Origin of the sequence: Bradyrhizobium sp. Pha-3 (assembly GCF_042258615.1) — a bacterium.
Taxonomy (GTDB): Bacteria; Pseudomonadota; Alphaproteobacteria; order Rhizobiales; family Xanthobacteraceae; genus Bradyrhizobium.
Window position 1 is genome coordinate 5,382,992 of the sequence record NZ_CP170152.1, and the last position, 16,999, is coordinate 5,399,990.

Below are 16,999 nucleotides of genomic sequence, written 5' to 3' on the forward strand. Positions count from 1 at the left end.
CCCTCGGATCGAAACGCGATTCGTCAGGTTTGCCGTCCGTCAGCGTTAGTCAGAGCCCCCGAGCTTTATAGAAAAGCGAGCCGTTTCGGGGCCGAACGCGACAGCCTTTTACCTGCGATGCCGAACGGCGGTTTCGACCAGAGGCTCAATGTCTTTTTCCAATCTAGGCCTGTCCGATAAGGTCCTCGCCGCAGTTGCGGCCACCGGTTACACCACCCCCACTCCCATCCAGGAACAGGCAATCCCGCACGTCCTCGCCCGGCGCGACGTGCTCGGCATTGCCCAGACCGGCACCGGCAAGACCGCTGCCTTCGTTCTCCCGATGCTCACCCTGCTCGAGAAGGGCCGCGCGCGGGCACGCATGCCGCGCACCCTGATCCTCGAGCCGACCCGCGAGCTTGCCGCGCAGGTGAAGGAGCAGTTCGACAAATACGGCGCCGGTCAGAAATTGAACGTCGCACTCCTGATCGGCGGCGTCTCGTTCGGCGACCAGGACTCCAAGCTGATGCGCGGCGTCGACGTCCTGATCGCAACGCCCGGCCGCCTGCTCGACCACACCGAACGCGGCGGATTGCTGCTCACCGGCGTCGAGCTGCTGGTGATCGACGAAGCCGACCGCATGCTCGACATGGGTTTCATTCCCGACATCGAACGCATCTGCAAGCTCGTCCCGTTCACGCGGCAGACCCTGTTCTTCACCGCGACGATGCCGCCTGAGATCAGCCGCATCACCGAGGCCTTCCTGCACAATCCGGCCCGGATCGAAGTTTCCAAGCCCGCGACCACCGCCGTCACCGTGACGCAGTTGCAAGTCCCCGCCGGCCGCGAAGCGCATGACAAGCGCGAGATCCTCCGCCGCCTGCTGCGCGACGCCAAGGACCTCAACAACGCGATTATCTTCTGCAATCGCAAGCGCGAAGTCGCCGTTCTTCACAAATCACTCCAGAAGCACGGCTTCAGTGTCGGCGCCCTCCACGGCGACATGGATCAGTCCGCCCGCACCGCGGCGCTGGATCAATTCCGCAAGGGCGAGATTCCGCTGCTCGTCGCCTCCGACGTCGCCGCTCGCGGCCTCGACATTCCCGCGGTGAGCCACGTCTTCAACTTCGACGTACCGCACCACCCCGACGATTACGTTCACCGCATCGGCCGTACCGGCCGCGCCGGACGCACCGGTACAGCGATCTCCATCGTCACCTCGCTCGATAGCAAGTCGATGACGGCAATCGAGAAGCTGATCGGCCAGCCGATCCCGCGCGCCGAGGGCGACTACACCGTTCACAGCGAGACCTCCGACGAGGACGCCGCGCCGCGCCGCTCGCGCAGCCGCGAAGGCTCGCGCGATGGTGCCCGTGGCGGCCGCAAGCCGCGACGTGAGCGCGAGGCGCGCCACGGTGAGCGCGAGCCGCGTCAGGGTGAACGCGAGCCGCGTCACGACCAGGAGCCCCGCCAGGAGCGTGCAGCCAAGCCGGAGCGCGAACCGCGCCACGGCCGCAACGCCTCGCCCCAGGCCACCCCGTCGCACGTGCCGTCGATCGGGCGTGCCGAGCCACGGCGGCCGCAGCGCGAGGTGGACCACGAGCCCGCCGATCATTCGCACCTGCCCGCCTTCCTGCTGCGACCTGTGCGCGCACGCGCCTAAGGCCGGCTCCGATGCCGCCGCGCCAGCGGCGGCATTCTGCGGAATCTGTGTCGCTGCCGGCGACCGTCGCAGACGCTGGTTCCTCGCGTTTGAAGCAAATGCGCGCAGTTTTGCCGTCGCATTGGCGTGCAAGCGAAAAGCTTGCGAAAGCCGAGCCCGATCTGCGGGCGGAATCGCGCTCGTACGACATTAGTCGCGGCGAAATCTCCGTAGTTCCACTGTTTACCTTGCCTTCATTCTCGTCCCGTACCCTCGCGCAAATAATTTAGTCATTGCTGCCGGGCATGACCGGCAATGCGTGCATTGAGGACGTAACAGTGGTCAAGCTGCTGGACGAACACGAACGTACGTTGGCCTTTGCCGAAGTCGCGCTTGGTCAGATTCGCTCGCTTCGCCAGACCGCGGTCCCCCGCAACTATGAGATCTGGTACGTCTACGCGACCGGATACAACGCACCGCTCAACAAGGTCATCAACGAGACGCTCGCGCGCAGCGGCAAGCTCTCGGAATCCGATCTCGAGCAGATCTACGAAACCTATCTTTCGCACATCAAGACCTCGGACCGCATCGACAAGGTCGGCGCGCGCGTCATCGGCGAGATCGACGCCGTCATGCGGCTGATCACCGATGCGCTCGGCGTGTCCGCGACCTACGACGCCAGCCTCGTCGGCGCCAGCGACCGGCTCTCGACCGCGACCACCCGCGACCAGATCAAGACCATCGTCGAGGGGCTGGCCAAATCGACGCGCGAGATGCGCGAGACCAATCAGGCACTGGAGAACCGGCTCGCGCTGTCGAAGTCGGAGATCAGCGACCTGCAACACAGCCTCGAGGCGATCCGCGCCGAGAGCCTGACCGATCCGCTCACCGGCCTCGGCAACCGGAAATATTTCGACCGCTCGATCGACATGGCGGTGCAGGCCGCGTTGGCCAGCGGCGAGCCGCTGTCGCTGCTGATGTTCGACATCGATCACTTCAAGTCGTTCAACGATTCCTACGGCCATCTCACCGGCGATCAGGTGCTGCGGCTGGTGGCGCAGTCGCTGAAACAGACCATCAAGGGCCAGGACATCACCGCCCGCTATGGCGGCGAGGAATTCGCGGTCGTGCTGCCGAACACCGCGCTGCGCCAGGCGCTGACGGTTGCCGACCACATCCGCCGTGCCGTGATGTCCAAGGAGCTGAAGAAGAAGTCGACCGGCGAAATCCTCGGCCGCGTCACGATCTCGGTCGGCGTCTCCATGCTGAAGCCGGCCGACGACACGGATTCCCTGATCGAGCGCGCCGACGCCTGCCTCTACGCCGCCAAGCGCGCCGGCCGCAACCGCGTGATCTGCGAAGCCGATCCGGAATACAGCGCCGAGACGCAGACCCGGGTGGCGTGACCTGCTCGCCTCGTAGCGAGACAGCAGGCCATACGCGCAGCTACATCCACGTCATTGCGAGCAAAGCGAAGCAATCCATCCAACCGCATATGCGGACACATGGATTGCTTCGTCGCTATCGCTCCTCGCAATGACGTGGATGCATTTGGCCATCAGGATGATGACCGTTTCCTCGGTGCGCGTTTCTTGGCCGGAGGCTTTCTGGCAGCTGACTTCCTCACCGCGGCCTTCCTGCCAGTGGCCTTCTTCGTCACAGTCTTCTTCGCCGGCGCCGCCATCCTCGCAGCCGGTCGTTTCCTCGGCCGCTTGCGCAGCGCAGCGCGCTGGGCCGCGCCGAGCGCCGAGCGTGCCCAGACAGCAAGCTCCTCGGAATCATCGAACAGCCGCGCCGGCAGTTGCCAGTACGAGTTCACCGTCACCGTCTTGGCGCGGGTCTGGTACTGGAACGGCCCGCAGCCTTCGGCCTCGAATTGCGGGATGGTCTCCTCATCGGCGCGGAAGTAGAGCCCGGCGCGCAGCGCGAGCGCGAAGTTGGTGCCGTCAGCGGAGATGCCGTAGCCGGAGAACATCCGGCGCAGCGTGACCGGGCCGAAATCGGCGAACAGGTCGGTGAGGAATTCGCGGTCCATATGGCTGCCTCATGCCCCGGACGCAGCGCAGCGTGGAACGATGCGCTGCAGAGCCGGGGCCCATCGGCCTTTGCGCAATTGGGGAATGGGTCCCGGCTCTGCGATGCAGCGTTACACGCCGCATCGCGTCCGGGACGCGATGCCTAGACCGTCGCCGGCTTGAGCTGCACCGATTCGCCGCAGCCGCAGGCGGAGACCTGGTTCGGGTTGTTGAACACGAACTGGGCCTGCATCCTGTCGGCCACGTAGTCCATCTCGGTGCCGAGCAGGAACAGCACGGCCTTCGGATCGACCAGGATCTTCACGCCCTTGTCCTCGACCACTTCGTCGGTCGGACGGATCTCATGGGCATATTCGACGGTGTAGGATTGTCCGGCGCAGCCGCCGTTCTTGATGCCGACGCGCAGGCCGACGATCTCGGAATCGGCGCGCTTGGTCAGCTCGGTGATCCGCTCCGCCGCGGCATCGGTCAGTCTCATGACCTGCGGGCGTGGCCGCTTCGGCTTGGCTGGGGTCGGTGAGGCTTGTGTCATGTCACTCATGTGGTCAGTCCCAGCGGCAAATCAATTGCCAGTCATTCCAAGGTTAAGCTCGATCCCCCCAGAGATTGACCCGATTCGGATCAATCTCTTCTCCTTTGTTTGGTCGCGTTTTCTTCACGCGAACCGGCAGCCACTTCGCTCGAAAACGCTCTAACGCATCACCACATATTGAGGACGAGGCGCGCCTCGTCCGACATCCGGTCCGGCGTCCAGGCCGGATCCCACACCAGATTGACGTTGACGACGCCGACGCCGGGAACGCTGGCAACCGCGTTCTCGACCATCTGCGGCAGCTCGCCGGCGGCCGGGCAGTTCGGCGTGGTCAGCGTCATCAGGATGTCGACCGAGCGATCATCCTTGAGATCGACCTTGTAGATCAGGCCGAGCTCGTAGATGTCGGCCGGAATTTCCGGGTCGAACACCGTCTTCAGCGCCGCGACGATCTCGCCGCTCATGCGCTCGGTCTCCTCCGCCGGCAGTGCCGAGGTGGTTTCCATGGTGGCCGTCTTGACTTCGGCTGTATCGGTCATGCGAACAATTCCCGCGCCTTGATCAGCGCTTGCGCCAGATGGTCGACTTCTTCCTTTGTATTATACATCCCGAAGGATGCGCGGCAGGTGGCCGTGACGTTGAACCGCTCTAAAAGCGGCATCACGCAATGGGTGCCGGCACGCACCGCGATGCCCTGACGATCGATCACGGTCGCGACATCGTGGGGATGCGCCCCCTTCATCTCGAACGAGATCACCGGCCCCTTGTTGCGGGCGGTTCCGATCACGCGCAACGAGTTGATCTCGCGCAAACTGTCCTGCGCGTAGGTCAGCAGCTCGTGCTCATGCGCGGCGATGCGCTCCTTGCCGATCGAATTGACGTAGTCGATCGCGGCACCCAGCCCGATTGCCTCGACGATCGGCGGCGTCCCGGCCTCGAACTTGTGCGGCGGATCGCCATAGGTGACCCAGTCCTTGGCCACTTCACGGATCATCTCGCCGCCGCCGTTGAACGGCCGCATCGCCACCAGATGCTCATGCTTGGCGTACAGCGCGCCGATGCCGGTCGGCCCGTACACCTTGTGGCCGGTGAAGGCATAGAAATCGCAATCGAGGTCCTGCACGTCGATCGGCAGATGCACCGCGCCCTGTGCCCCGTCGACCAGCACCGGAATGCCGCGGGCGTGGGCCAACCGGACCACCTCCTTGACCGGAACCAGGGTGCCGAGCGCGTTCGACATCTGGGTGATCGCGACGATCTTGGTGCGCGCCGTCAGGAGCTTCTCGAACTCCTCGATCAGGAAGTTGCCCTCGTCGTCGACCGGCGCCCACTTGATCACGGCACCATGGCGTTCCCTGAGGAAGTGCCACGGCACGATGTTGGAGTGGTGCTCCATGATCGAGAGGACGATCTCGTCGCCCTCCTTGATGTTCACCCCGCCCCAGGACGATGCCACCAGGTTGATCGCCTCGGTGACGTTGCGGGTGAAAACGATCTCTTCGTTGCGGCGCGCGTTGATGAACTGCGCGACCTTGCCGCGGGCGCCTTCATAGGCCTCCGTCGCCGCATTGGCGAGGTAATGCAGGCCACGATGCACATTGGCGTATTCGCTCTTGTAGGCCTCGGTCATGCGATCGAGCACCGCATTCGGCTTCTGCGCCGAGGCCGCGTTGTCGAGATAGACCAGCGGCTTGCCGTAGATCTGCATGGCGAGCGCCGGGAAATCCTGCCGCACCAGGGCGACGTCGTAAGAACCGTTGGCGACCGCCTTGTGCATGCTCACGCCCTCGCCTGAAGCCAGCGCTGCGCGGTGGCAATTGCGACCTCGCGCAGCGCGTCGCTGGCGATGCTCTCGATCGCCTCACCGACGAAAGCCTGGATCAGAAGCGCCTGCGCCTCCTTCTCGGGCAGCCCGCGGGCGCGCATGTAGAACAGCAGGCTCTCGTCGAGCGCACCGGTGGTCGCACCATGACCGCAGGTGACGTCGTCGGCGAAGATCTCGAGCTCCGGCTTGTTGTCGGCTTCCGCGTCGTCGGACAGCAGCAGCGCGCGGGTCATCATCTTGGCGTCGGTCTTCTGGGCGTCCGGACGGACGATGATGCGCCCCTGGAACACGGAATGGGCGCGGTCATCGACGACAGCGCGGAAGATCTCCCGGCTCGCGCAGTGCGGCACCGCGTGATCCATGAACAGCGTGGTGTCGGCATGCTGCTTGCCGTTGATCAGATTGACGCCGTTGGTCTCGACCTTGGAGCCCTCGCCGGCGCAGGTGATCGTCAGCTGGTAGCGGCTGACATGACCGCCCGAGGTCAGGCCGAACGTGTTGAAATGGGCATGCGCGCCGAGCGAAACCGTCGCCGAGGAAATGTTGAATGCCTCGATCGAGTCCTCGACCAGCCTGACATGATCGAGCCGCGCATTGTCGCCGATCGCGACAATCAGCCCGTCATGGGTCTGGTAGGCCTTGGCGCCCTCACCGGCGAGATAGCTCTCCACCAGCGTCACGCCGGTATCGCGGCCGAGCCGGAGCAGCGAACGCGTGAACATCGCAGCCGGCGTCGCGCCCGATGCGACGTGCACGATGTGCAGCGGCTGGGCCAGCACGGCCCCATTGGCGACGTCGATGACGACGCCATCGGTCGCCATCGCACCGTTCAGCGCGAGCATGGGGTTGGAGGTGTCGGTGGCAAAGGCCTCCGCGGAAAGCACACCGTCGCCGGCGTCGAGCACCTCGCGCAGCGGGCGGATGCTGAGGCCCTTTTCGAGATTGCCGAGATCGGACAGATCAGGCGCGAACGCGCCATCGACCAGCACCAGGCGGCGCACGCCGTCGATCGCCCGCAGCTTGACGGCGGCAGCAGCACGACCCAGCGCGGCTGAATCCGGCGCAGGGGCCAGCGGCAGCACCTCGCGCATCAGCGCGCGCAGGTCGGTGTATTTCCAATCCTCGATCCGGCGATGCGGCAGGCCAAGGCGCTCATAGGCCTCGAACGCCTCTCGGCGCTGATCGGCGATCTTGCCCTTGCCCGGCAGACGGTCGCGCACCACGGCGAATGCATCGCCCAGCGCGCGCCCGGTCTCGGTCTTTGCAACAACGTTCATCTGAGAACCCGCATTTGTCAGGCAGCGTCTTCGAACTGCGCGTAACCGGACTCTTCCAGCTCCAGCGCCAGTTCCTTGCCGCCGCTCTTCACCACCCGGCCCTTCGACATCACGTGCACGACATCGGGCACGATGTAGTTGAGCAGCCGCTGATAGTGGGTGATGACGACCATCGCGCGCTCCGGCGAGCGCAGCGCATTGACGCCGTCGGCGGCGATCCGCAGCGCGTCGATGTCGAGGCCGGAATCCATTTCGTCGAGGATGCAGACGGCCGGCTCGAACAGTGCCATCTGCAGGATCTCGTTGCGCTTCTTCTCGCCGCCGGAGAAGCCGACGTTGACGCCGCGCTTCAGCATGTCCTGCGGGATGTTGAGCGACTTGGCAACTTCGCGGACCTTCTTGAGGAAAGCCGGCGAGGAGATCTCTTCCTCGCCGCGCGCCTTGCGCTGGGCGTTGAGCGCCGCGTGCAGGAAATTCCACGTGGTCACGCCGGGGATCTCGACCGGATACTGGAACGCCAGGAACACGCCCTTGGCGGCGCGATCATTGGGCGCCATCTCCAGGAGGTCCTCGCCCTTGAACAGAATTTGGCCGCCGGTGACTTCATAGCCGGGCTTGCCCGCGATGACGTGGGAGAGCGTCGACTTGCCGGAGCCGTTCGGCCCCATGATCGCATGCACCTCGCCCGGGTTCACCGTGAGCGACAGCCCGTGGAGGATCTCGCGCTCCTCGACACGGACCTTCAGATCTTTCACTTCAAGCAGAGACATCTGATTTTTCCTGAGCATCATCCGCGAGGCGCGTCGGCCGCGCCGTTAGGGGGATGGATTAGCCAACCGAACCTTCAAGACTGATCGAGATCAGCTTCTGCGCTTCCACCGCGAACTCCATCGGCAGTTGCTGCAGCACGTCCTTCACGAAGCCGTTGACGACGAGGCCGACGGCTTCTTCCTGCGAGAGCCCGCGCTGGATGCAGTAGAACAGCACGTCCTCGGAAATCTTCGACGTCGTCGCTTCGTGCTCGAACGTCGCCGAGGAATTCTTGGCCTCGACATAGGGCACGGTATGCGCGCCGCATTTGTCGCCGATCAGGAGCGAGTCGCAGGCGGTGTAGTTGCGCGCGCCGGTGGCTTTGCGGTGCGCGCTGACGAGGCCGCGATAGGTGTTCTGCGACCTGCCGGCGGCGATGCCCTTGGAGATGATGCGGCTCGACGTGTTCTTGCCGAGATGGATCATCTTGGTGCCGCTATCAACCTGCTGGAAACCGTTCGAGATCGCGATCGAGTAGAACTCGCCGCTCGAATTGTCGCCCCGCAGGATGCAGCTCGGGTACTTCCAGGTGATCGCCGAACCGGTCTCGACCTGGGTCCAGGAGATCTTGGAATTTTTGCCGCGGCAGTCGCCACGCTTGGTGACGAAATTGTAGATGCCGCCCTTGCCTTCCGAATTGCCGGGATACCAGTTCTGCACCGTCGAATACTTGATCTCGGCGTCATCGAGCGTGACGAGCTCGACCACGGCGGCGTGCAGCTGGTTCTCGTCGCGCTGCGGCGCGGTGCAGCCTTCGAGATAGGAGACGTAGGAGCCCTTGTCGGCGATGATCAGCGTGCGCTCGAACTGGCCCGTGTTGCGCTCGTTGATGCGGAAATAGGTCGACAGCTCCATCGGGCAGCGCACGCCCGGCGGCACGTAGACGAACGAGCCGTCGGAGAACACCGCCGAATTCAGCGTCGCGAAGTAATTGTCCGAGGTCGGCACCACGGTGCCGAGATATTTCTGCACCAGATCGGGATGCTCGCGGATCGCCTCAGAGATCGGCATGAAGATCACGCCGGCGGCCTTCAGCTCCTTCTGGAAGGTGGTCGCGACCGAGACCGAGTCGAACACTGCGTCGACCGCGATCTTGCGGCTCGGCGACGGCGGTCCGCCGGGCGGCGGCTCGACGCCTTCGAGGATTGCGACCTCACGCAGCGGGATGCCGAGCTTCTCGTAGGTCTTGAGGATTTCCGGATCGATCTCGTCGATCGAGGACAGCGTCTTCTTCGGCTTCGGCGCCGAGTAATAGTAGATGTCCTGATAGTCGATCTTCGGATATTCGACGCGCGCCCAGGTCGGCTCGGTCATGGTCAGCCAGCGGCGATACGCCTCAAGGCGCCATTCCAGCATCCAGGCCGGTTCGTTCTTCTTTGCCGAGATGAAGCGGACGGTATCTTCCGATAGCCCCTTCGGGGCCTTGTCGGACTCGATCTGAGTCTCAAACCCATATCGATACTGGTCGACGTCGATGCGCCGGACGCGCTCGACCGTCTCTTGTACAGCAGGCATTCAATCCTCCGCTCGCGGTTTCAAGGACCGCGGTGGATCTCAAGTTCCGAAGTCTCTTACGATGCTTTGAAGACGAAATCACCCGCTTAGAACTGTTCAAGCTGTGTTTCGTCGCTCTCCCTTAACTAAGGTATCGGCGAGCTTTCGCCAAGCCTTGAGGGTCAAATCCACGTCTGTCTCGGTGGTAGACCAGCCAAGACTAAGCCGCACCGCTCCCTGGGACACCTCTGAACGGTATCCCATTGCCTCCAGCACGTGGGACGGCTGGACCTTGCCCGATGAGCAGGCGGACCCCGAGGACACCGCGACCCCCGCCAGATCGAATCCGATGACCGCCGTCTCGGCCTTCATACCGGGCGCGGTGAACAGAACGGTATTTGGCAACCGTTTCACGTCATCGGAGAAGATCACCATGTCCGGCGTCTGCCGGAGCCCATGCTCGAGCCGGTCGCGCAGTCCCCTGACGCGGGCGGCGTCGGCCTTCAGCGCCGCCATCGCGGCCGTCACGGCCGCACCAAAGCCTGCGATGCCTGCGACGTTCTCGGTCCCTGCCCGCCGCCCGAGCTCCTGCCCGCCGCCGCGCAGGAACGCCTCCAGCCCTTCGACGCCTTCGGCGAGCACCAGCGCGCCGGCGCCCTTCGGTCCACCGATCTTGTGCGCCGACAGCGTCACGAGATCGGCCTGGGTCGAGGCGAGATCGAACCGGATCTTCCCGAATGCCTGGATCGCATCGACATGCAGCAGGCCACCGGCCGCGTGGACGAGCTCGGCGACGTCAGCCACCGGCTGGATGGCGCCGGTCTCGTTGTTCGCCAGCATCACCGAGACCAACGCCGGCGGACCGTCCGCCAGCAGCGCACGCAGATGATCGAGATCGATCACCCCGGCGCGCGTGACGTTGATCGCGAGGGGCGCCTCACGCGCAAACCGCCCGCCCGCGAGCACGGACGCATGCTCGATCGCAGACACCAGGAGCCGCCCGACCGGCGCGCCCGCACCGCGGCGCAATCCCGGCGTCAATGCGAGCGCGTTGGCTTCGGTCCCGCCGGAGAGAAACACCACGTCCTGCGGCCGGCCGCCAACCGCCTTCGCCACCGCATTGCGGGCATCCTCGATCAGCCGGCGTGCGCGGCGGCCCTCGCTGTGCACCGAGGAGGGGTTGCCGCTCAATTCCCATGCCGCAGTCATCGCCGCCTTCGCCTCCTGGCGAAGCGGCGTAGTGGCATTCCAGTCGAGATAGACGCGATCGGCCATCAAGCTTGTCCGCGGCAACCACCGTGGTTGCGGCCTTCCACTGCGACATAACGACAGTCGGGCAGCGAGACCAGATCGGAGTCGCCAATGCGGGAGATTTTTCACGCCCGCCGAGAGCCCCATCGTGTTGCCAGGCGAGACAACCCCTGCGCCGCGCGCGATAGCAATATGACAAAGCAAAACTTCAGGTAGCCAACGAGCAATTCGGCGCGCTGATCCGGATCGCCGCCGACGCAGCGGCTGCGCGCGCGTCGCGGAGCGGATTCGCCTCCGCCAAGCGGCACAATTTCCTTGATTTTTGCCCCTTGCGTCATGCTAGAAGGCCTTCCAGCGTGCCGCCCGGCGGCGCCTGCACCCGATTTCATCACGAGCCGCTCTGCTCGCGCCCGACGCCGAAGATGGCTCCAACCGGTTGATTGATCGACGTCAATCAAGGGAACGCGTCAATCAAGGGAACACAATGCCTGAAGTCATTTTCACCGGCCCTGCTGGCCGTCTCGAAGGCCGCTACCATCCGGCCAAGCAGAAGAACGCGCCGATTGCGATGATCCTGCATCCGCATCCGCAGTTCCACGGCACGATGAACCACCAGATCGTCTATCAGTGCTACTACGCGTTCGCGCATCGCGGCTTCTCGGTGCTGCGCTTCAACTTCCGTGGCGTCGGCCGCAGCCAGGGCTCGTTCGATCACGGCACCGGCGAATTGTCCGACGCCGCGAGCGCGCTCGACTGGGCGCAGGCGATCAATCCGGAAGCGCGTGCCTGTTGGGTTGCGGGCTTCTCGTTCGGCGCATGGATCGGCATGCAGCTTCTGATGCGCCGGCCTGAGGTCGAGGGTTTCATCTCGATCGCGCCGCCCGCCAATCTCTACGACTTCTCGTTCCTCGCGCCCTGCCCGTCGTCGGGCCTGATCGTACATGGCGACAAGGACGCCGTGGTGCCGCCCAAGGACGTCAACACGCTGGTCGAGAAGCTGAAGACGCAGAAGGGCATCGTGATCGACCAGCAGGTCATCCCCGGCGCCAACCATTTCTTCGACGGCAAGCTCGAGCCGTTGATGGAGACGGTGACCGGCTATCTCGACATGCGGCTTGCCAACGTGCGGTGAGCGCTGATCTCGTGGCCCGGATGGAGCGCAGCGAAATCCGGGAGCGCTGGCTCCGCGGTTAGACCTGCCCCGGATTGCGCTTCGCTTCATCCGGGCTACGAAGCCACTTACTCCGGTGCGAATTTCAGCGCCGCGATTCCGACCAGCACCAACGCGATCCCGGCCACCTTCATCGGGTTCAACGCTTCGTTGAACAACAGCATGCCCATAGTCAGCGTGCCGACCGCACCGATGCCGGTCCATACCGTGTAGGCGACGCCGACCCCGAGCACCTGCAACGCGCGCCCGAGCAGGAATACGAACGCGGCGAGCAGCGCCAGCGAGACCAGCGTCCAGCCGAGGCGCGTATAGCCTTCGGCATATTTCATCGAGATCGCCCAGCCGACGTCGAGCAGACCGGCGACGACCAGCGCGATCCAGGCAATGGAATGCGACATAGCTTACGCGGCAAGCTTCAGCATATGCGCGCGGTGGCCGACCAGGAACGCGTGCAGCAGCGCGGGATATTCAGGTGAAACGGCGCTGCGCACGCTCGGCCGCTGCGCCAGCGCGCTGCGCCACGCACGGAGCTTTGGCGTGTGCGTGAAAACGGCCAGATCGGTCAGCTGGTCGAACAGATCGAAATAGCGGAAGACCGGCGCGAACACCGCATCCACCAGACTGAACTTCTCTCCGGCGAAGAACGGACCCGCGCCGAGCGCGGCCTCGACACGCGCGAATTTTGCGGCGACCGCCTGGCGCTTGCTCTCGAAGGTCGCGGCATCGGTCGCGGTCTCGAGCCCCCAGAGGTCGCCGAGAACGGCCGAGCCGAACTCCATCCAGGCGCGATGCTCGGCGCGCGTCAGCGCATTCTCGGGATGCAGCTTCGCGCCGCCTTGCGTCTCCTCGATATACTCGCAGATCACGTTGCTCTCGAACAGCGCGACCTCCTTGCCGTCGTCGCCGGTCACGACAAGCACCGGCACCTTGCCGAGCGGCGAGATCTTCAGGAACCAGTCCGGCTTGTTGGCGAGATCGATGTCGATCCGCTCGAACGGCACGCCCTTCTCATGCAGCGCGATCACCGCGCGTTGCACATAGGGACAGAGCTTGTGGCTGATCAACTTCAGGGCGGCCATGGACGAACCTCGCGTTCAATGCAACTGCATCGAATTAAATGCAGCGGCATGGAACTGTCAAGGTAGATGCATTTGCATCTAAATCACGGTCGCGCGATGATGCCCCCGGTCATCGGGATCGGCACCCCCGTGGTGGCGGGGTAGCTCAGCGGCAGCCCCTTCATTCCGCGCGCGGCGAGGAAGCCGAAGGCCTGCGCCTCGATCGCGTCCGCCGCCCAGCCGAGCGCCTCGGCCGGCTCGACAAGCGCCGGCGCCAGCCGCTCGCGCAGCATCCGCAGCATCGTGAGGTTGGAGGCGCCGCCGCCGCAAATGATCCAGCTCTTCGGCCGTTTGGGCAGCAGCGGCACCACGCGGGCGATCGCGGCCGCCGTGAAAGCGGTCAGCGTCGCGGCGCCATCGGCCGGCGCCACGGCACCGAGCTTCAGGCCGGCAAAGTCGTTGCGGTCGAGCGATTTCGGCGGCGGCAGCGCAAAGAACGGCAGCCTCAAGGCCTGAGCGATCCAGGCCTCGTCCGGTTTGCCCAGCGCTGCGAACTTGCCGGCGGTGTCGAACGGCTGATGCATCTGGCGGAACATGAAGTCGTCGAGCAGCGCGTTGCCGGGGCCGGTGTCGCAGGCGATCAGCGCGTCGGTTCCGTCGATATAGGTGATGTTGGAAACGCCGCCGATATTGACCACGACGGTCGGCCCCTCGCGGTTCAGCGATTGCGCCAGCGCGCGGTGGTAGACCGGCACGAGCGGCGCGCCCTGTCCGCCGGCCTCGACGTCGGCGGCACGGAAATCATGCATCACCGGAATGTGGATCGCCTTGGCGAGTGCCAGGGCATCGCCGATCTGGACCGTCAGCTTCCGCTCCGGGCGATGCAGCACGGTCTGGCCATGGAACCCGACGATGTCGATGTCCTGGGCGGAGATCCTGGTCTGCGCCGTGAAGCTGGCGACCGCCTCGGCATGAGCAGTCGTGATGGCCTGCTCGGCCTGCCGCAAGACCCCCGGCCGGGCGTCGCGCCGCGACAGATGAACGGCCTCGGTCAGCGCCTGGCGCAGCAGGCTGCGCTCGCCGTCGGTATAGGGGCGATAGCCCGTCGGTCCGAAGGCCTTGATCTGGCGGCCATCGGTCTCGATCAGTGCCACATCGACCCCGTCGAGCGAGGTCCCGCTCATCAGACCGAGTGCCGTTAACATCATCTTGGAAGCGCCCCAGCCGGGAACCCCCGGCTTGTCTCAAACAAGTACATCCTATAATGCCACTGCGCGTCCGCCTGCGGCAGCCTCAAGCGTCAAGGTTCCGCAAATAGATGCAAAAACCGTAAAACAAGAATGATCTGGCTCGCCGACAAATGACTGCATTTAAATCGGATTTCCTGAACACTCTACAGGAACGCGGCTTCGTCCACCAGTGCTCCGATTTCGAGGGCCTCGACGCGCTTGCCGCGAAGGGCGAGGCGACCGCCTATGTCGGCTATGACTGCACCGCGCCGTCGCTGCATATCGGCAACTTCCTCACCATGATGATGCTGTACTGGCTGCAACAGAGCGGCAACAAACCGATAACATTGATGGGCGGCGGCACCACGATGGTCGGCGACCCCTCCGGCAAGGACGAGACGCGCGCAATGCGCACGGTGGCGGAGATCGAAGCCAACAAGGCCTCGATCCGCGGCGTGTTCGCCAAGGTGCTGCGCTATGGCAATGGGCCCTCCGACGCCATCATGCTCGACAACGCCGAGTGGCTGACGAAACTGAACTGGATCGAGATGCTGCGCGACATCGGCCGGCACTTCTCGGTCAACCGCATGCTGACGATGGACTCGGTGCGGCTCCGGCTCGAGCGCGAGCAAGAGATGAGCTTCATCGAATTCAACTACATGGTCTGCCAGGCCTACGACTTCGTCGAGTTGTCGCGCCGCACCGGCTGCCGGCTGCAGATGGGCGGCTCCGACCAGTGGGGCAACATCGTCAACGGCGTCGATCTCGGCCGCCGCATGGGCACGCCGCAACTGTTCGCATTGACCACGCCGCTGCTGACCACCGCCTCCGGCGACAAGATGGGCAAGACCGCCAAGGGCGCGGTGTGGCTCAACGCCGACCAGTTTTCGCCGTACGATTTCTGGCAGTACTGGCGCAACGTCGAGGACGCCGACGTCGTCAAGTTCCTCAAGCTGTTCACGATCCTGCCGATGAGCGAGATCAATAAGCTCGCGGCGCTCGGTGGCAGCGAGATCAACGAGGCCAAGAAGGTGCTGGCGACCGAGGCCACGGCCCTGCTCCACGGCCGCGATGCGGCCAATGAAGCCGCCGAGACCGCGCGCCGCACCTTCGAGGAAGGCGCGCTGGCCGAAACCCTGCCGACGGTGGAAATTCCGCGCGGCGAATTGGAAGCCGGCGTCGGCGTGCTCGCCGCCTTCGTCAAGGCCGAGCTCGTCGCGTCCAACGGCGAAGCGCGGCGGCAGATCAAGGGCGGCGGACTGCGCGTCAACGATGCTGCCGTCACCGACGAGAAGATGCTGCTGACGCCGGCCAATCTGACGCCGGAGGGTGTGGTCAAGTTGTCGCTCGGCAAGAAGCGGCACATCCTGCTGAAGCCTGCATAGGCGCATTCGCATTTGTCGGTTGTGGGGAGCGCCCAAAGCGCGCTCCCTCTTTTCCGATGGACCAGACCACGCCTCCGAACGAGACGCTTGCAACGCCGGCGAAACAGTCGCGCGTCGCGCTGAACGTGCTCGCGCTCTGCTTCGTGCTGTCGGTGCTCGGGCGCGGCCTCAGCGACAGCTTCACGGTGTTCCTCAAACCGATCTCGGAAAATTTCGGCTGGGACCGCGCCTCGGTGGTGTCGGTCTATTCGCTGACCTGGCTCGCCAGCGGCCTCACCGCGCCGCTGGTCGGGCGCCTGTTCGACCGCTCGGGTCCGCGCGTGGTCTATGCGCTGGGCCTGTCGCTGCTCGGCTGCGCATTCCTGATCGCCTCACGCGCCGAGCAGCTCTGGCAATTCCAGCTCAGCGTCGGCCTCTGCGTCGGCTTCGGCACCGCGCTGATCGGCAACGTCTCGAACTCGATCCTGCTCGGCCGCTGGTTCGGGCCGCGACTGCCGACCGCGATGGCCGTGATGTATTCGGCGACCGGCGCCGGCCTCCTCTTGCTGCTGCCGCTGTCGCAGGTGCTGATCGACCGGATCGGCTGGCGCGAGGCCTATCAGGTGTTCGGCGTCGGTGCGCTTGGCCTGCTGGTCCCGCTGGTCTTCCTGCCGTGGCGGTTGCTCGCAGGCGGATCGCCGCACATCGTGAAGAAGGCGCAAGCTGGCCTCGCCGAGGAAGGCTGGACGCTGCTCCGCGCGATGCGCCACCATGCCTTCTGGGCGTTGTTCTCGACCTTCTTCTTCACCGCGATTGCGATGTATGCGCTGACGGCGCAGATCGTCGCCTACCTGATCGATGTCGGCTTCCCGCCGCTGCAGGCAGCGACTGCCTGGGGCTTCTCCGGCGTTGCGCTGTTCGTCGGCATGCTCGGCGTGTCCACCCTCGACGGCATCATCGGCCGCCGGCCCTCGGTGCTGTTCAGCTACGGCGTCTCGATCCTCGGCATCATCCTGCTCTGGCTGTTGCAGTGGTATCCGAACTACTGGCTGCTGACCGGCTTCATCGTCTGCTTCGGCAGCATGATCGGCTCGCGCGGCCCGCTGATCACCGCGACCGCGCTGAAGATCTTCCGCGGCGAGCGCGTCGGCACGATCTACGGCACGATCATGATCGGCAGCGGCCTCGGCTCGGCGCTCGGCTCCTGGGGCGGCGGCCTGATCCACGACTGGACCCACAGCTACAATCCGCTGATCGCCTTCGCGCTCGTCAACGTGGTGCTCGGCCTGATTCCGTTCCTGGTGGTGCCGGCGCTGCGGCGCTGACGAACG

General features: G+C 64.8%; 16 protein-coding genes. 5 read left to right on the forward strand and 11 right to left on the reverse strand.

Annotation, left to right across the window (positions count from 1 at the left end):
• Positions 1-148: 148 nt before the first annotated feature.
• Both ACE10Z_RS25675 and ACE10Z_RS25680 read left to right on the forward strand, forming a co-directional pair.
• Complete coding sequence (locus ACE10Z_RS25675) at positions 149-1,642, forward strand: DEAD/DEAH box helicase (RefSeq protein ID WP_375783253.1); 1,494 nt, start codon at positions 149-151, stop codon at positions 1,640-1,642.
• 317 nt (positions 1,643-1,959) lie between these two features.
• Entirely contained in the window at positions 1,960-3,027 is a 1,068-nt protein-coding gene (locus ACE10Z_RS25680; RefSeq protein WP_375783254.1) for a GGDEF domain-containing protein, read from the forward strand.
• A 152-nt stretch (positions 3,028-3,179) separates the two neighbouring features.
• Here the strand turns inward: ACE10Z_RS25680 and ACE10Z_RS25685 are convergent, their stop codons facing one another.
• From ACE10Z_RS25685 to ACE10Z_RS25720, 8 genes are all read right to left on the reverse strand, one after another.
• Positions 3,180-3,656: a TfoX/Sxy family protein gene (locus tag ACE10Z_RS25685; RefSeq protein ID WP_375783255.1), complete on the reverse strand. Its 477-nt coding sequence runs from the start codon at positions 3,654-3,656 to the stop codon at positions 3,180-3,182.
• A gap of 143 nt (positions 3,657-3,799) precedes the next feature.
• On the reverse strand, positions 3,800-4,189 hold the full coding sequence (locus ACE10Z_RS25690; RefSeq protein ID WP_018271449.1) for an iron-sulfur cluster assembly accessory protein: 390 nt from the start codon (positions 4,187-4,189) through the stop codon (positions 3,800-3,802).
• Between the two features lie 167 nt (positions 4,190-4,356).
• Positions 4,357-4,728, reverse strand: coding sequence for an SUF system Fe-S cluster assembly protein (locus ACE10Z_RS25695; RefSeq protein ID WP_028342143.1), 372 nt, complete (start codon positions 4,726-4,728; stop codon positions 4,357-4,359).
• Positions 4,725-5,972 carry a cysteine desulfurase gene (locus ACE10Z_RS25700; RefSeq protein WP_375783256.1) on the reverse strand — a complete coding sequence of 416 codons (1,248 nt, stop codon included), beginning with the start codon at positions 5,970-5,972 and terminating at the stop codon, positions 4,725-4,727. Before ACE10Z_RS25700 ends, ACE10Z_RS25695 begins: the two co-directional genes overlap by 4 nt.
• Positions 5,969-7,291, reverse strand: a complete 1,323-nt coding sequence (sufD, locus tag ACE10Z_RS25705; protein ID WP_375783257.1) for a Fe-S cluster assembly protein SufD — start codon at positions 7,289-7,291, stop codon at positions 5,969-5,971. Before sufD ends, ACE10Z_RS25700 begins: the two co-directional genes overlap by 4 nt.
• A 17-nt stretch (positions 7,292-7,308) precedes the next feature.
• Complete coding sequence (gene sufC / locus ACE10Z_RS25710) at positions 7,309-8,061, reverse strand: Fe-S cluster assembly ATPase SufC (RefSeq protein WP_375783258.1); 753 nt, start codon at positions 8,059-8,061, stop codon at positions 7,309-7,311.
• 58 nt (positions 8,062-8,119) lie between these two features.
• The gene (gene sufB / locus ACE10Z_RS25715) at positions 8,120-9,616 is read right to left on the reverse strand and encodes a Fe-S cluster assembly protein SufB (RefSeq protein ID WP_375783259.1); all 1,497 of its coding nucleotides are present in this window, start codon (positions 9,614-9,616) and stop codon (positions 8,120-8,122) included.
• A 96-nt stretch (positions 9,617-9,712) separates the two neighbouring features.
• The gene (locus tag ACE10Z_RS25720) at positions 9,713-10,870 is read right to left on the reverse strand and encodes a cysteine desulfurase family protein (RefSeq protein WP_375783260.1); all 1,158 of its coding nucleotides are present in this window, start codon (positions 10,868-10,870) and stop codon (positions 9,713-9,715) included.
• Between the two features lie 460 nt (positions 10,871-11,330).
• Here ACE10Z_RS25720 and ACE10Z_RS25725 point away from each other — a divergent pair, with 460 nt between their 5' ends.
• Positions 11,331-11,978: an alpha/beta hydrolase gene (locus ACE10Z_RS25725; RefSeq protein WP_016843213.1), complete on the forward strand. Its 648-nt coding sequence runs from the start codon at positions 11,331-11,333 to the stop codon at positions 11,976-11,978.
• 107 nt (positions 11,979-12,085) lie between these two features.
• Here ACE10Z_RS25725 and ACE10Z_RS25730 read toward each other — a convergent pair whose 3' ends face one another.
• The 3 genes from ACE10Z_RS25730 to ACE10Z_RS25740 all read right to left on the reverse strand — a co-directional run bounded on the left by ACE10Z_RS25730 (position 12,086) and on the right by ACE10Z_RS25740 (position 14,283).
• Positions 12,086-12,415 (reverse strand): DMT family transporter, encoded by a 330-nt coding sequence (locus ACE10Z_RS25730; protein WP_375783261.1) that lies wholly within the window; start codon positions 12,413-12,415, stop codon positions 12,086-12,088.
• Between the two features lie 3 nt (positions 12,416-12,418).
• Positions 12,419-13,096 (reverse strand): glutathione S-transferase family protein, encoded by a 678-nt coding sequence (locus ACE10Z_RS25735; RefSeq protein WP_375783262.1) that lies wholly within the window; start codon positions 13,094-13,096, stop codon positions 12,419-12,421.
• Between the two features lie 83 nt (positions 13,097-13,179).
• Complete coding sequence (locus ACE10Z_RS25740; protein WP_375783263.1) at positions 13,180-14,283, reverse strand: anhydro-N-acetylmuramic acid kinase; 1,104 nt, start codon at positions 14,281-14,283, stop codon at positions 13,180-13,182.
• Positions 14,284-14,435: 152 nt separating this feature from the next.
• On the opposite strand from ACE10Z_RS25740, the gene tyrS reads away from it, so the two are divergent.
• Positions 14,436-15,689, forward strand: a complete 1,254-nt coding sequence (gene tyrS / locus ACE10Z_RS25745) for a tyrosine--tRNA ligase (RefSeq protein WP_375783264.1) — start codon at positions 14,436-14,438, stop codon at positions 15,687-15,689.
• Between the two features lie 56 nt (positions 15,690-15,745).
• A complete protein-coding gene (locus ACE10Z_RS25750) occupies positions 15,746-16,993 on the forward strand; it encodes an MFS transporter (protein ID WP_375783265.1) in 1,248 nt (415 codons plus the stop codon).
• Positions 16,994-16,999 lie beyond the last annotated feature (6 nt).

Excerpts from the sequence above, each read along its gene's own strand:
- ACE10Z_RS25675 (WP_375783253.1), top strand. The coding sequence starts at position 149 with ATGTCTTTTTCCAATCTAGGCCTGTCCGATAAGGTCCTCGCCGCAGTT.
- ACE10Z_RS25685 (WP_375783255.1), bottom strand. The coding sequence starts at position 3,656 with ATGGACCGCGAATTCCTCACCGACCTGTTCGCCGATTTCGGCCCGGTC.
- ACE10Z_RS25690 (WP_018271449.1), bottom strand. The coding sequence starts at position 4,189 with ATGACACAAGCCTCACCGACCCCAGCCAAGCCGAAGCGGCCACGCCCG.
- ACE10Z_RS25695 (WP_028342143.1), bottom strand. The coding sequence starts at position 4,728 with ATGACCGATACAGCCGAAGTCAAGACGGCCACCATGGAAACCACCTCG.
- sufD (WP_375783257.1), bottom strand. The coding sequence starts at position 7,291 with ATGAACGTTGTTGCAAAGACCGAGACCGGGCGCGCGCTGGGCGATGCA.
- sufC (WP_375783258.1), bottom strand. The coding sequence starts at position 8,061 with ATGTCTCTGCTTGAAGTGAAAGATCTGAAGGTCCGTGTCGAGGAGCGC.
- sufB (WP_375783259.1), bottom strand. The coding sequence starts at position 9,616 with ATGCCTGCTGTACAAGAGACGGTCGAGCGCGTCCGGCGCATCGACGTC.
- ACE10Z_RS25720 (WP_375783260.1), bottom strand. The coding sequence starts at position 10,870 with ATGGCCGATCGCGTCTATCTCGACTGGAATGCCACTACGCCGCTTCGC.
- ACE10Z_RS25725 (WP_016843213.1), top strand. The coding sequence starts at position 11,331 with ATGCCTGAAGTCATTTTCACCGGCCCTGCTGGCCGTCTCGAAGGCCGC.
- ACE10Z_RS25730 (WP_375783261.1), bottom strand. The coding sequence starts at position 12,415 with ATGTCGCATTCCATTGCCTGGATCGCGCTGGTCGTCGCCGGTCTGCTC.
- ACE10Z_RS25735 (WP_375783262.1), bottom strand. The coding sequence starts at position 13,096 with ATGGCCGCCCTGAAGTTGATCAGCCACAAGCTCTGTCCCTATGTGCAA.
- ACE10Z_RS25740 (WP_375783263.1), bottom strand. The coding sequence starts at position 14,283 with ATGATGTTAACGGCACTCGGTCTGATGAGCGGGACCTCGCTCGACGGG.
- tyrS (WP_375783264.1), top strand. The coding sequence starts at position 14,436 with ATGACTGCATTTAAATCGGATTTCCTGAACACTCTACAGGAACGCGGC.
- ACE10Z_RS25750 (WP_375783265.1), top strand. The coding sequence starts at position 15,746 with ATGGACCAGACCACGCCTCCGAACGAGACGCTTGCAACGCCGGCGAAA.